The organism is Phyllobacterium zundukense, from assembly GCF_025452195.1.
In the GTDB taxonomy this organism is placed as follows: Bacteria; Pseudomonadota; Alphaproteobacteria; order Rhizobiales; family Rhizobiaceae; genus Phyllobacterium; species Phyllobacterium zundukense_A.
The window spans coordinates 285,822-299,534 of the sequence record NZ_CP104969.1; the positions used below are offsets into that span (position 1 = coordinate 285,822).

Consider the following 13,713-nt stretch of genomic DNA (forward strand, 5'->3'; position numbering starts at 1 on the left):
TCACCGTTTCTCCCCAGTCATGCCGACCATCTTCCGGTACGCCCGGCGCAAGATATCCATCACCTGCGCCTGCTCTTCTTCCGCAATGAACGAGAAAAAATCTTTTGACTGCTTCGTGACAATTGGCCGGATCTTGGCCGCAAGCTCAGCACCTTTCTGAGTGACGTAGAGCTCCTGCGCGCGCCGTTCACTGGCAGAGGTTTGCCGTCTGAGAAGATCATGTTCAATCATCTGCTCTATGAGGCGACCCATCGCCGAGCGGTCTTTCATAATGATCTGGGCGATAACCGACGGGCGGATTCCAGGGTGACTGTCCACAAGCAGCAGCGTTGTAATCTTGCCGGTTCCGCGCGCCACTTCGTATCCATCGAGACGAGCATCAAGATCGCGGGAAACCGCAATGTTCATGGTGCGGATGTAGAAGCTCAACGTATCTTCGAGCACGTCGAGATCGACATGTTCAATGGTGGTTGGCTTCGATATCTTCGGCATTCGGCGCAAATTCCTTCCGCTCCCGACATGATGCATTGCATTGCATCCGGGATTCCAAGGCTTCTGAATTTGTTATGCAGCTTTCAATTATGCATGCTTCGGCAAATAGTGGACAAATGCAACTATTTTTTTATGTGAGGTTGCAGGAATACCAAGCAAACAAAGAAATTGCCCGTTTGGCGAGCCAAACGGGCATCGAAAAAGCACCCCCAGCCCAAAAATCAGGCAGCAGGTTCCCACTGGCTGCCTGGAATTGCCGAGACCAGCCGTTGAGTATACGCGTGCGCCGGACTGCGGAAGATTTGCGAGGGCGGTCCGAATTCTACGATCTCGCCGCGATACATGACTGCGATGTCGTCGCAGATCTGGCTGGCAACCCGCAGATCATGGGTGATGAATATCATCGCCACGTGCAGGAGTTTTTGAATTTTCGTCAGCAGTTCCAGAATTTGCGCCTGAATGGAAACATCGAGCGCCGACACTGCCTCATCAGCGACCAGAAGCACTGGATCGAACATCAGCGCGCGGGCAATGCCGATGCGTTGTCTCTGCCCGCCTGAAAACTCATGCGGGTAGCGATCGTAAGCGCCCTCATCCAGGCCAACAAGGTCAAGGAGCCGCACCGCCTTCGCTCTTGCATCTGCGGCGCCAACACCGTGCGCCATTGGTCCGACGACCAATATTTGTCCAATGGTGTGGCGGGGATTGAGTGACGCAAAGGGGTCCTGGAATATCATCTGGATATAGGGGCGCATCGATCGGAATTCCTTGGCGTCCAGCGGGGCGATGTCCCGACCATTGAACAGTATCTTGCCGCCATCGGCTTCCATCAGCTTGAGCAGTACTCGCCCAAGAGAGGATTTTCCAGAACCGGACTCTCCGACGACGCCGAGCGTGCGGCCCTTGCGGATCGTGAAACTCACATCGTTGACTGCGTGCACCCTGCGGCCCTTCGTAAAGAAGCTTCCGCCGCTCGTGTATACTTTGTTGAGTTTTTGCACGTCGAGCACGACCGGGGTCTCTGCATCACTCGCCCTGTCCTTGTCGCGCATGCGCGGCACGGCTGCTGTAAGCCGCTGCGTATAGGGATGCGATGGATGGTTGAGTACGTCGTCGGCTTTGCCCTGCTCGACTATCTTGCCCTTTTCCATGACGACGACGCGATCGGCAATCTCGGCCACGACACCGAAGTCGTGCGTGATGAACATGACGCTCATATGCTTGTCGCGCTGGATCTTGCGGATCAATTCCAGAATCTGCGCCTGCGTTGTCACATCGAGTGCCGTCGTCGGTTCATCGGCAATCAGCACGTCCGGACCGAGAGCCAGGGCGATCGCGATCATGACACGCTGTCGCTGTCCACCAGACAGCCGAAAAGGATATTGGTGCTGCATAAGCAGCGGGTCTGGCAGGCCTACCTCATCAAGCAGATCGAGCACGGCCTTTGCTCGCGTTTCGGGAGTGCCGACATTGTGCACCTCCATGACCTCGGCGATCTGCGCGCCGACCGTCATCAAGGGATTGAGCGCAGAGAGAGGATCCTGGAAGATGATCGAAACAGCACGCCCGCGCAGCCCGCGCACATATTCGTCCTTGGCCACGAGGATATTGACGCCTTTGAAGCGGATCGCGCCTTTGCTGGCTCGGATGGATGATGGTAGCAGGCCCATGATTGCGTTTGCGGTGACGGACTTTCCCGATCCAGACTCGCCGATGATGCAAAGAATTTCACCAGGGCGCAGCTCAAAAGAAATATCTTCCACTGCGTAGCGCCGCTCCATGCCCAGCGGCAGGTCCACCGTCAGATTTTCAACCGAGAGAATTGCATCTCCATTGGCTATTGTGCTTCCTTTTTCAACTGCGCTTGTCATAACACCAGCGATCCTTCCGGCTTTGAAACATCAATTCAGTCATCTTTCCATTCGATGTCTGCAATGACAAGCAAGCAATTTCGATGCCAGCTCAACTTGAGACACTTGCCTTAAGCGACGGATCGCGAATATCCGAATATTGGTGGGTACATCTTTTTACTGGCTGTAACATTGGAGCTGAAGCCGATAATTGCCTCCAATGACGAACACTTCGGGCCGTATTCCTGCGAACACATTAACTGTATTTTTCTGCTTTTCATGCTAGCTTCAGGCATGACAGACGTTCGGAATATGCGCCTGCACTCAAGACCTTCCCTGACGCCCGCCGATGCCGAGGCCAACCGGTGGAGCTTCGCGCTTGAATCCGCCGGCCTCGGTGTTTGGGATTCCAATCTTGTCACCGGACAGTGCTATTATTCAGCTACGTGGAAGAAAATGCTGGGCTACCGCGAAGATGAGCTCGGCGATAGCAGCGATCTTTGGCTGACACTCATACATCCTGATGACAAGCAGCGTGCCATCGAAAGTGGCGAACGGCATATCTCGGGTGAGACGTCGCAGATCGAGACCGAGTTCAGACTGCGCCACAAGGATGGTCACTGGGTGTGGGTTCTCGACCGAGGACGTGTTGTCGAATGGGACAAGAATGGCCGCCCATCGAGGATGATCGGTGTCCAGACGGACATCACCGATCAGAAGAATGCCGAACTGGAACTGACCCTGCTGAACGAGCGCATTCAACTCGCACTCGACGCCGGCCAGGTCGGGTTATGGCATTTCAACAGCGAGACCGAGATCGTATTGTGGGATCGCCGCATGCGCGAGATCTTCGGTATAGGCCCGGGCCCTGATGAAGTACCCCGCGCCACGTGGCACAATCTTTTGCATCCGGACGACGCAGCCAGAGCCGAGCGTGAGATAGAATCCACGTTTGAGACCGGCGAGCCCATGAAGACGAGCTACCGGATCATCAAGCCTGATGGTGAAATCCGCCATGTGTTCGCCCTGGCGCGACGCGTCCGTTACGAAACGATGCCTGACATGTTGATGGGTAGCATCTGGGATATAACGGAAGAGGTGCTGAACGCGGAGGCGCTAGCCCGCGAAAAGGACCTCTATCGCATTACACTTCAGTCCATTGGTGACGCGGTTCTTACTACTGATGTCGAAAACTATATTACGTTTGCCAATCCCGCCGCGGAACGATTACTGTTGCTTAATGCCCAGGAACTCATCGGTTCACGGTTGGAGGATGTGCTCAATCTCATCGACGAAGGAACGGGCACGACCCTTGTCTCTACGACCAGCCGCGCAATGCAGATCGGCCAGACCGTGGAAAGCGCTGAAAATGTTCTCTTTGTCCGGTCGGATGGAGGACGGCGTTCTCTGAGGGATATCGCCTCCCCGCTTTTTGATCTGACAGGCGCGATAACCGGATCGGTGCTCGTGATCCAGGATGTCACGAGCGCTCGAAACCTGCAAAGAGAGCTTTCCCACGCGGCAACCCATGATGCTTTGACGGGGCTTTTGAACCGCACGGCATTCGAATCGGCGGTATCGGCATTGATCGAAAAAAGCGGCAATGGGGCTCCATATGCATTGCTTTATATAGACCTGGACCGCTTCAAGATGGTCAATGACACGCTTGGTCATGCGGCCGGCGATGCTTTGCTCAAAATGGCAACATCGAGCATGAACAATGCTTTGCCCGACTCCGCTATCATAGGACGGCTGGGAGGCGACGAATTCGCGGTTCTCCTTCCGATCAGCAGATTTGAGGAGGCAGAAGAGGCCGCCGAGCGCTTGATAAGCGAGATCAGAACCATCCGGCTGCCTTGGGACGGGAAAATCCAGAACATTGGGGCCAGCATTGGAATAGCGGCACTCGATGAACCGGGCGTCACCCTCGCCGAGGCGATCGCCCGCGCCGATGCGGCCTGTTATGCGGCCAAGGCCGAAGGCCGCAATCGCAGCGCCATCTACAACATCGACACTGGGGCGGCGCGCCAGAATCTCGCAAGTATTCAGGCTGCTTCTGGAATTCTGGAGGCGTTGTCCGAAGGAAGACTACAAGTTTACGGCCAGGAGATCAGAGCAATTTCGAATACAGACGATCACAGCATCTGTATCGAGATACTATCGAGGATGACCGGAGCAAACGGAGAAATTATCGCACCCGCCGAGTTTATCCCCGCTGCAGAACGCTTCGGCCTCATGGGAATAGTCGATCGCTGGATTATCCAGCACACGCTCGAGACCTATGGCCCGAAATTGATGCAGATGAAGAACGTTTCGCTCGCAATAAATCTGTCGGCGAATACAATAAGCGATCCCACACTCTGGCCATTTCTAAAGTCGACGATTGAAAAAACCAAAGTTTCTCCGTCTCGCTTGATATTCGAGATTACGGAAACGACGGCCGTCAATAATTACGAGGCAGCAGAACACTTCGTTACAGAAGCTCGCGCAGCCGGATGCCGTATAAGTCTCGACGATTTTGGCACCGGCCTCAGTTCGTTCGGATACTTACATCATTTCAAGGTGGACAGTATCAAGATAGACGGGGCATTTATCGAGAAATTGTCCAAAAGCCGGCTCGATCAAGCGGTCGTTGCTTCCATCAACGGTATCGCGCGCGAACTTGGTGTCGATGTTATTGCCGAACATATCGAGGATATGCAGGCGGTCGACATCCTTAAATCGCTTGGTATCGGCTATGGTCAAGGCTTTCTGTTTCATCGTCCTCAACCGCTTCAAGCCCTGTTACAGAGTTTGGAAAAGATGGAAGTCCGATAGCTCGACCAACTAAAACAACCACCTACACGTAATTTTCAATCTACAGTAGATAAAACCATCCCGGAATCGACAGCTCTTGTGTAGGAATCGAAGGTTCTTGCGCCCAGGTCTGCCGCTTTTCGTCCAAAACTCTTCCGCAATGACAATTTAGCTTTCCCGTTTTTTCTGCTACGCGGATACGTGGGGAGGAAAATCGGCAATGGGTTACGATGCGGATGCGATCATCATTGGCGCGGGTCTCGCCGGGCTCGTCGCGGCAACGGAACTCACCGATGCCCGCAAGAAGGTGATCATCCTCGATCAGGAACCGGAGCAGACACTCGGGGGCCAGGCCTGGCGATCCTTTGGCGGATTGTTCTTCATCAACTCCCCCGAGCAGCGCCGTCTGCGCATCAAGGATTCGCGTGAACTCGCATTGCAGGACTGGATGGGCTCGGCGGGTTTCGACCGGCCCGAAGATCACTGGCCGCGCAAATGGGCGGAAGCCTATATCGATTTTGCGTCAGGTGAGAAACGCGCATGGCTGCACGCCCAAGGCATGCGCTGGTTTCCTGTCGTCGGCTGGGCCGAACGCGGCGGATCGCTTGCCACCGGCCACGGCAATTCCGTTCCGCGCTTTCATATCACCTGGGGCACGGGTCTCGGCGTGGTTGAGCCGTTTATTCGCCGGGCCCGCGAAGCCGAGCAAAAAGGTCTCCTCACTTTTCGCTTCCGGCACCGCGTAACAGCGCTGGTCAAAAGCGCCGGGATCATCGAAGCGGTCGAAGGCGAAATCCTCCAGCCGAGCGAGGTCAGGCGCAGTGAACCGAGTTCGCGTATTGCCACCGGCTCGTTCGCCCTGAAGGCGCAGGCGATCATTGTCTGCAGCGGCGGTATCGGCGGCAATCATGATCTGGTACGCAAGAACTGGCCGGCGCGGCTAGGAACGCCGAAGCACCTCATTAGCGGTGTGCCGGACCATGTCGACGGGTTGATGCTGGGCGTTGCTGAGAAAGCCGGAGCCCATCTCATCAACGAAGACCGCATGTGGCACTATGTCGAGGGCGTCAACAATTGGGACCCGATCTGGTCCAAGCACGCCATTCGCATTCTGCCCGGGCCGTCGTCGCTGTGGTTCGACGCGCGCGGCGACCGCTTGCCCCCGCCATGCCTGCCCGGTTTCGATACGCTCTCGACGCTCAGCCATATCATGAAGAGCGGCTATGATTATTCCTGGTTCGTGCTGAACCAGACGATCGCCAAGAAAGAAATTACGCTTTCCGGCTCGGAACAGAATCCGGACTTCACCTCGAAGAGCTGGCGGCAGGTGCTGAAGCGCGCGCTGGGCGGCGTACCAGCTCCCGTGCAGGCCTTCCTCGACAATGGCGAGGATTTCATCGTCGAAAGGGACCTCTCCGCACTCGTCCGCCGCATGAACGCGCTGACCGGCGACAATCTGATCCATGAAGACAAGCTGCAGGCGCAGATCATGGCCCGCGACCGCGAGGTGGACAACCCCTATACCAAGGATGCGCAGATCACGGCGATCCGCGGCGCTCGCAACTATATCGGTGATCGCCTGGTACGCGTGGTACCGCCGCACAGGATACTCGATCCGAAACATGGCCCCCTGATCGCGGTGCGCCTGAGCATCCTTACACGGAAATCGCTCGGCGGCATCGAGACGGATTTGAATGCGCGTGTCTTGAAGGCTGACGGCGAACCACTGGCAGGGGTCTATGCAGCCGGCGAGGCAGCCGGCTTCGGTGGCGGCGGTATGCATGGCTATAATTCGCTCGAAGGAACCTTCCTCGGCGGCTCTATCTTCTCGGGCCGGACAGCCGGCAGGGCAGCTGCGAAGGCCACCTAGTCCTCTTTCCCATTCGTCGATCGTCATTATATTCCATCTTGCGATCCGGAATGAAATGCATAAGATGTTGTCACTGACAACATAGAGCGGATAACATGAACGCAGTTGACGAATTTCGTAGTTTCAATCGCTTTTTTACGAGGGAAATCGGACTGCTCGACAAGCACCTGCTTGCCAGCGACTACACCTTGGCAGAGGGCCGCGTATTATACGAACTTGCGAACAATGGCGAACAGACGGCCGCCGATATCGGTCGCAGTCTGCACATGGACAAGGCCCATCTCAGCCGGATCGTCTCACGCTTCGAAAAACGCAAGCTGGTGCGCGTTCGTGCCAGCACAACGCATGGACGGCAGCGTCTCATAACGCTGACCCCGGCGGGCCAAGAGGTCTTTTCCGGTCTTAACCGGCGCTCGCAGCTTCAGATGGAGCAAATCCTTGCACCGCTCGACGACGATGCGCGCAAACGGCTGATATCGTCCATGCGTCAGATCAGAAACCTTATCGACGCCGACAACCATGTGCCGGACGAGGTGACATATCGCGGCCTCCAGCCCGGCGATCTTGGCTGGGTCATCCACCGGCAGGCAGTGCTTTACTATCAGGAATATGGTCTGGACTGGTCCTATGAGGCGCTGGTCGCTGAAATCCTGTCGAAATTCGTCACCAATTTCAATCCGGAACGCGAAGCAGCGTGGATCGCCGAATATGCTGGTTCGATCGCGGGGTCGATATTCCTCGTCCAGAGCGAGGATCCTGAAGTCGCGAAGCTGCGCCTTCTCTATGTCGAACCGAGAGCGCGTGGCCTTGGCATCGGTCGAACGCTCGTTGCAACCTGTGTCGCGCGCGCGAGGGAAGTCGGCTACCGGCAGATCAAACTCTGGACAAACGACGTCCTCGTCTCGGCACGCCGCATATACGAGGCGGCCGGATTTCGTCTGGTCGATCAAGAAAAGCATCATTCCTTCGGCCAGGATCTGGTGGGGCAAACATGGGTGCTTGATCTTCAGGCATAGCCCCCGGCGGGCACAATCACACGCAACTTCTGCCGATCACTTCTTCACCTGCTCGACATCCGACAGGACCCAGGTTTTATCGAACAACGCTTTGGTCGGGGCGTAGAGACGGAACATGAGCTCGAAATCCCGCTTCGAATCCGTCGGAATCCAGTTGGTGTCCTTGCCCTTCGGCGCCCTGGGCCCGACGAATATGTCGACAGAACCGTCCGCATTCTTCTGCAAGTCGGGAATTTGCGATGAACGGCTTGCGCGAGGCATATTGCGGATCAGCGCGTGGGTTTCGCGTCATAGGCGGTCAGCGACCAGTATTGCTCGACAGGCACGTTGGCGGGGACACTGAGGCGATACGTCTTGGAGCCGTCGAAGGCATGGCCGTCCTTGTCCTTTATCGAGATCAGGTAGAACTGCCCTGCCCCGAGGCGCTTGATGCCAACATAGGCGTAGCTATAGGTCAGGCCGCGGATGTCGACGGGATATGCATCTGGCTCGTCAAATGACGCCTGCGCCGCCTTGACCAGTTCAGGGTCTGCAGGGAAGTTCCATCGCCCGTTCTCGTAGAAGGGCTTCAATCCGCTATTGTATCGAGCTTCAAGCCATTCATGCGCTTCGTGAATTCCGGCTTCAAGCTGCTTGCTCGTTGCCGCGTCCGGCTTGAACGCCTTGCCCTTTTCAATGCCCAGCGACTTCAGCTGATCGATCATCACCCGATCGCGTAGCAACCAGGGTTCGTCCTGGATGATCCGGTCAAGAGACTTGAAGAAGCTCGCGTCATACCGGATGGTGGAATCGAAGAGAACGTCCCTGGCGTCGGTGAAGGTCGTTTCCGGCGGATTGGCGGCCTGCGACAACGGATATACCTTCAACCGCTTGGCATAAGCGACCGATTTTTCGATATCGGCATCACTGTGACTGACAAGGTTGGAGCGGAGCAGCGCATACCCGCCATAGGTATCCGATCTGAGCGGAATGTAGCCGTCCGGAACCTTCTCTGTGTAACCCGGCGGCAGAATGAGGTATTTGCCGCCTTTGCCCTCGTCCGCCCCGGATGTTCCCGCATCTTCAAGCGGCATCTGCCATGCGTTAACGATGTTACCATTGATCGATCCGCCTTCAGCTGGAGGCACCTCGATCACAACCGGTCCGACATCCTTCGTGTTGGTGAAGGTCATGAGATAGATCGCATCGGGATTTGGCGTCAGCGTCTGATTGTGCCAATCGAGTGGGCGCGACCAGTACACGATCTGGTTGACCTTGCCTTTGGTCTTGGTCAGCATCTCCTGCAACATCAGATCGTAGTTGACGGCCGGAATCCCCCAGATGACGGCCTCCACGGCTCGACGCTCGATGGTACGCTGTGCCAATTCCTTGGGTGAGAAGGCATGAGCGGCCGATGATATCGCCCCCAAAGCAAACACCACAAACAAGAGTTTTCGCATGCCGGTCTCCATCTTCTGGACCGGCATGGTTCTACAATGATACGTGGTGCGGAAGTACGTTACAGTTAAATGCCGTCGTACACGCCCTCGCCAATTGCCACCAATTGGCGAGGACAGAACGCCGTCTAGGCCGATGCCTGAAAAGTCTCCTGATAGCGCAGCCATTTTGACTGCAGCACAAACCAGAGCTCGGGCATGATGCCAAGTGTTTTGTCGATGCGTGTTGCAATGTCGAGTGTGATCGGATGCTGGCCGGCAATGATGGCGTCGATGATTGCCACGGGCATCTCGACCCGCCGCGCAAAATCCTCGGTCGAAAGACCGTTACATTCGATGCACTGACGCAAATGCTCGCCAGGATGGATCGCCCAGTGCGGCGTCCAGCGATTTGCTGTGTTCATCTGCTTTACCGATCAGGTTTGATTCGTGTACCCGAAAAATAACCGGCGGCCATGTCAGACGGATGAAAAATTCATGGCGCAAAAGCGGCGGCAGCTTTCCGCAAGTCACGTTGTGGTTACGTGGACTTGCCGATTTCATCGACGTGATGCTGGATGCTCATGCGATCGAGGGATTTGAGCGGAAGGTTGATGAAAATCTTCAACCGGCGATCCAGTTCCATCATCGTGCGGGAAAACGCCTGCTTGCGCTCCCATGGCTCACCGGTTGCCAGGACAGGATCGGACGACTCCCAATGAGCCGTGACCGGAACGCCTGGCCATTCGGGCATGGGCTCCCCTGCGGCGTCATCATTCAACGTGAAAACGAAATCGAGGTCACGCGCGCCTTCAAGGCCGAACTCGCGGTAATGTTTGGGGTGCAGGCCATCCACCGGAAAGCCGGTCTGCTCGAGCAATTCCTTCGTTTCAGGATCGATCGCGTCCGCGGGCTCCGTGCCGGCGCTATAGGCAACGAAGTGGGGCTTTCCGATGCGATTGAGAACCGCCTCGGCCATCATGCTCCTTGCAGAATTGCGATGCGAGAGAAACAGGACGTGGAAGACTTTATCGTTCACGGCGGCATCTCCTTGTTCTGGCTAGAGGCAGAGATATTCCAACACAGTATGATTCAAAAATGTGACACCAACTCGACGAAAGGCGTTAAACGCTGTGCTAAAGCATGGCCTGAGCTGGTTAAATGGCCGGATTCGTGTATGATTCGCCAAGTTGTCAAAGCGTACCTGCGTCATGTGAACCATGGGGAGACAGGATGCCCGACAGACACGAATTTCATAGAGTAGAAATTTGCGGCCGTATCTTCACAGGATCCATTTCTGCCGAGGGTCCGTGTCTGAAAATGCTTGAGAACCGCACCTATGGTCGCGGTGTTCCCTTGGGCGCGGCACTCTCGATCTCCAAGGGTGCCGGCAGGACCTATTATGCGATCTGCAAATACAACGAACCGTATATCCTATTGCCGCGCTTTACCGATGAAGACGTCGAAATTGTCGCCCGGGAATTCGGTATCCCGATTTCGGGAAGGATCCGTCCGCGGTCATTCACGGAAAGTCCCGCCTGGGTCGCTTTGAGAAAATGGGCGAAAGAACATCCCGGGATTGCCCGAGCCTGCTCCCACACCGACAGCTATATTCCAGGGTGGTACCGGATGGTTGCCAAGGAAAACAGCGCAGGCTTGCTGCAGCGCGTTTAGAGGCTAGAGCAAAACTTGCTCTAGCCTTTGTTTTTACGCAATTCCGATTGGGAAAACCGGAGCCCGCTTTTCCTGGAATTGCTCTAGCGGTAGCCTGCGGCCTGCAACTCGAAAAGCTCGGCATAGCGGCCGGCCTGCGCGACGAGTTCCTCATGCGTGCCGGCAGCTTCAACCTTGCCATCGGCGAGAACGAGAATACGGTCGGCCATGCGCACGCTGGAAAATCGATGGGAAATGAGGATTGCCGTCTTGCCTTCGCTGAGTTCCTTGAAACGCCGGAACACCTCGAACTCGGAGCGGGCATCGAGCGCCGCCGTCGGCTCATCGAGGATCAGTACCTCGGCCTCGCGCATATAGGCTCTGGCGATGGCAATCTTCTGCCATTCGCCGCCGGATAGCTCAACGCCGTTCTTGAAACGCTTGCCGATCATCTGCTCGTACTGGCCGGGAAGCCTGGCGATGACGCCATCGGCCTGGCTGCGCGACGCGGCTTGCGCGATGCGGGGATGATCGTCCCGATAGGCGATCCTGCCAACCGCAATATTATCGGAAGCACTGAGATTATAGCGCACGAAATCCTGGAAGATGACGCCCATATTGCCGCGCAATGCCTCGAGATCATATTCGCGCAGATCATGGCCATCGAGCAGGATACGGCCTTCATCCGGATCGTAAAGCCGGGTGAGAAGCTTCACCAAGGTCGTCTTGCCGGCGCCATTTTCACCGACAAGCGCCACCACTTCGCCGGCATGCAAGGTGAAGCTGAGATGGCGGACCGCCCAGCGCTCGGCGCCGGGATAGATGAATCCGACATCGTCGAACACGAAGCCCTGACGGATTGGGTGCGGGAAAGGACGTGGATTTTCCGGCGAGAGGATCTCCGGCTTGACCTCGAAGAAGGCGAACAGGTCATCGAGATAGAGCGCCTGTCCCGCCGTGCTTGAAAAGCTCGTCAGCAGCCCTTCGAGCAGGGTGCGCAGACGCCGGAACGAGCCTGCGAGAAAGGTCAGATCACCAATGGAAAACTCCCCGCCCAGCGTACGCAGGACGATATAGGCATATGCCAGATAATAGCCGACGGTACCCATCGCGGTGAAGAGGCCGCCCCAGCTGGCACGGCGCAGCGCGAGCACGCGATTGGCGGCATAGAAATCGGTAGCGAGACGCACGTAGCGGTCAATCAGGAAACTGTGCAGCCCGAAGATCTTGACTTCCTTGGCGGTCTCGACGCTGGCTGCGGTCTGCCGCACATAGTCGAGTTCGCGCCGCTCCGGCGTGCGGACAAAATCGAGCGAATAGCTTTGGGCGTTGAAATGCGCTTCCCCCAGAAAGGCCGGAACCAGAGCCAGAAACAACAGGACGATGAGCCAGGGTGCATACACGATCAGGCCCGCGGCGAAGCTCGCGACCGTCACCATGTCCTGTGCCTGGCTGAGCAATTGCCCCATCAGCGTCATGCGCCCGCTCGACTGGCGACGGGCCCGCTCCAGCTGATCCTGAAACTCGGCGTCCTCGAAATCCTCCAGATCAAGCGTTGCCGCATGCTGCATCAGGCGAACGCTCGAGGTGTTGGACACGCGTTCCGATAGCAGGCTGTCGATCAGGGACACGACGCGTCCAAGAATATCCGACAAAACAGCAAGCGCGAATTCGGCAAGAAGCAGCAGACCCAGCCAGTTCAGGAGGCCGCTGTTCAGCCACTCCAACACAGTTTGCGGCTTGTTTGGCGTTTGCACCAGCAAAACCACATCATCGATGATAAGCTTGCCAACAAACAGCGTTATCACGGGCAGGAGTGCCCGGCCCAGACGCAGGACGAGCGATGTCGCAGTTAGATGCGGGCTTGTACGCCATACCATCAACAGGAATGGCCAGAGATTCTTCAGAGCCCCAAAACGTTCCCGGAGGGTGTGGACCTCTGGCAAGGGCGGCCCTCCCAGGGCTCGCCCGGGTGGCCCCCGCGGAACCCGTCCGCCACTGCTATAAGTCCTCGGCATGCGAGATAATCCTGTTTTCCGGCGGCTGTTGTCAATCGCGCGAAATTGGGGAGCAAACGGCCAGGGAACCTAGAGGTCTGAAAATTAGTCGCGGCTTAGCGCTGCTTGGCCTTGCGGGCAGCATAACGCCGGTCGCGCTCCGCCTTGCGTTCAGCTTCATCGGCAAGGACACGCGCGACATGTCTGTTTGCTTCGACCTTGGCGGCTTCCGCTTCGGCCAGGGCGGCCTCGGCCAACGCATCGGCTTCTGCCTGCTTGCGGGCCAGTTCTTCTTGCGCCAACCGCTCTTTTTCCGCACGCCGCGCTTCACGCGCCGCTGCGATTGCCTCCCGCTCGGCACGTTTTGCCTGCATCTCGGGGTCAGTCGGCTTGGGTGCACTATCGAACTTCTTGAGAAGCAGTTTCTTCGCCTCGGCTGCAGCAGTGCGGCGCTCAGCCAATTCCTTGAGATTTTTCAACCGGTGGTCATCCTTGTTCGTATATTGAGCGAGCTGTTTGAGCTCGCGAGGTCAAATTCCATTGAAAAGGCCAGGCATCGGCCTGGCCTCCGTCATAATTTCAGTTTACGCCATGGTCACCTTCTTGGCGACCACAAACTGAACG

10 protein-coding genes and 1 pseudogene are annotated in these 13,713 nt (G+C 56.7%); 4 read left to right on the forward strand and 7 right to left on the reverse strand.

Annotation, left to right across the window (positions count from 1 at the left end):
- Together N8E88_RS01320 and N8E88_RS01325 are read right to left on the reverse strand one after the other, a co-directional pair.
- Positions 1 to 492: a MarR family winged helix-turn-helix transcriptional regulator gene (locus tag N8E88_RS01320; RefSeq protein WP_262290382.1), complete on the reverse strand. Its 492-nt coding sequence runs from the start codon at positions 490 to 492 to the stop codon at positions 1 to 3.
- Between the two features lie 221 nt (positions 493 to 713).
- Entirely contained in the window at positions 714 to 2,363 is a 1,650-nt protein-coding gene (locus N8E88_RS01325) for an ABC transporter ATP-binding protein (RefSeq protein ID WP_262290383.1), read from the reverse strand.
- 273 nt (positions 2,364 to 2,636) lie between these two features.
- On the opposite strand from N8E88_RS01325, the gene N8E88_RS01330 reads away from it, so the two are divergent.
- The 3 genes from N8E88_RS01330 to N8E88_RS01340 all read left to right on the forward strand — a co-directional run bounded on the left by N8E88_RS01330 (position 2,637) and on the right by N8E88_RS01340 (position 8,024).
- Positions 2,637 to 5,159 carry an EAL domain-containing protein gene (locus tag N8E88_RS01330; protein ID WP_262290384.1) on the forward strand — a complete coding sequence of 841 codons (2,523 nt, stop codon included), beginning with the start codon at positions 2,637 to 2,639 and terminating at the stop codon, positions 5,157 to 5,159.
- A 199-nt stretch (positions 5,160 to 5,358) separates the two neighbouring features.
- Positions 5,359 to 7,008 carry an FAD-binding dehydrogenase gene (locus tag N8E88_RS01335; protein ID WP_262290385.1) on the forward strand — a complete coding sequence of 550 codons (1,650 nt, stop codon included), beginning with the start codon at positions 5,359 to 5,361 and terminating at the stop codon, positions 7,006 to 7,008.
- A 95-nt stretch (positions 7,009 to 7,103) separates the two neighbouring features.
- Positions 7,104 to 8,024: a bifunctional helix-turn-helix transcriptional regulator/GNAT family N-acetyltransferase gene (locus N8E88_RS01340; RefSeq protein WP_262290386.1), complete on the forward strand. Its 921-nt coding sequence runs from the start codon at positions 7,104 to 7,106 to the stop codon at positions 8,022 to 8,024.
- 36 nt (positions 8,025 to 8,060) lie between these two features.
- On the opposite strand, the pseudogene N8E88_RS01345 reads toward N8E88_RS01340, so the two are convergent.
- The 3 genes and pseudogenes from N8E88_RS01345 to N8E88_RS01355 all read right to left on the reverse strand — a co-directional run bounded on the left by N8E88_RS01345 (position 8,061) and on the right by N8E88_RS01355 (position 10,478).
- Positions 8,061 to 9,628: pseudogene (locus N8E88_RS01345) on the reverse strand (DUF1254 domain-containing protein).
- On the reverse strand, positions 9,589 to 9,864 hold the full coding sequence (locus tag N8E88_RS01350; protein WP_262290387.1) for a helix-turn-helix transcriptional regulator: 276 nt from the start codon (positions 9,862 to 9,864) through the stop codon (positions 9,589 to 9,591). The pseudogene N8E88_RS01345 and the gene N8E88_RS01350 overlap by 40 nt, the downstream one beginning before the upstream one ends.
- Before the next feature lie 116 nt (positions 9,865 to 9,980).
- Positions 9,981 to 10,478 carry an arsenate reductase ArsC gene (locus N8E88_RS01355; RefSeq protein WP_262290388.1) on the reverse strand — a complete coding sequence of 166 codons (498 nt, stop codon included), beginning with the start codon at positions 10,476 to 10,478 and terminating at the stop codon, positions 9,981 to 9,983.
- Between the two features lie 194 nt (positions 10,479 to 10,672).
- Between N8E88_RS01355 and N8E88_RS01360 the strand changes: the two genes are divergently transcribed.
- Complete coding sequence (locus tag N8E88_RS01360) at positions 10,673 to 11,113, forward strand: hypothetical protein (RefSeq protein ID WP_262290389.1); 441 nt, start codon at positions 10,673 to 10,675, stop codon at positions 11,111 to 11,113.
- 83 nt (positions 11,114 to 11,196) lie between these two features.
- Here the strand turns inward: N8E88_RS01360 and N8E88_RS01365 are convergent, their stop codons facing one another.
- Both N8E88_RS01365 and N8E88_RS01370 read right to left on the reverse strand, forming a co-directional pair.
- Positions 11,197 to 12,972, reverse strand: coding sequence for an ABC transporter ATP-binding protein (locus N8E88_RS01365; protein ID WP_262290627.1), 1,776 nt, complete (start codon positions 12,970 to 12,972; stop codon positions 11,197 to 11,199).
- Positions 12,973 to 13,205: 233 nt separating this feature from the next.
- Entirely contained in the window at positions 13,206 to 13,568 is a 363-nt protein-coding gene (locus N8E88_RS01370) for a DUF6481 family protein (RefSeq protein WP_114430528.1), read from the reverse strand.
- Positions 13,569 to 13,713: the final 145 nt, after the last annotated feature.

Coding starts and splice junctions, on each gene's coding strand:
- N8E88_RS01350 (WP_262290387.1), bottom strand. CDS start 9,864: ATGAACACAGCAAATCGCTGGACGCCGCACTGGGCGATCCATCCTGGC.
- N8E88_RS01360 (WP_262290389.1), top strand. CDS start 10,673: ATGCCCGACAGACACGAATTTCATAGAGTAGAAATTTGCGGCCGTATC.
- N8E88_RS01340 (WP_262290386.1), top strand. CDS start 7,104: ATGAACGCAGTTGACGAATTTCGTAGTTTCAATCGCTTTTTTACGAGG.
- N8E88_RS01320 (WP_262290382.1), bottom strand. CDS start 492: ATGCCGAAGATATCGAAGCCAACCACCATTGAACATGTCGATCTCGAC.
- N8E88_RS01335 (WP_262290385.1), top strand. CDS start 5,359: ATGGGTTACGATGCGGATGCGATCATCATTGGCGCGGGTCTCGCCGGG.
- N8E88_RS01325 (WP_262290383.1), bottom strand. CDS start 2,363: ATGACAAGCGCAGTTGAAAAAGGAAGCACAATAGCCAATGGAGATGCA.
- N8E88_RS01365 (WP_262290627.1), bottom strand. CDS start 12,972: ATGGTATGGCGTACAAGCCCGCATCTAACTGCGACATCGCTCGTCCTG.
- N8E88_RS01330 (WP_262290384.1), top strand. CDS start 2,637: ATGACAGACGTTCGGAATATGCGCCTGCACTCAAGACCTTCCCTGACG.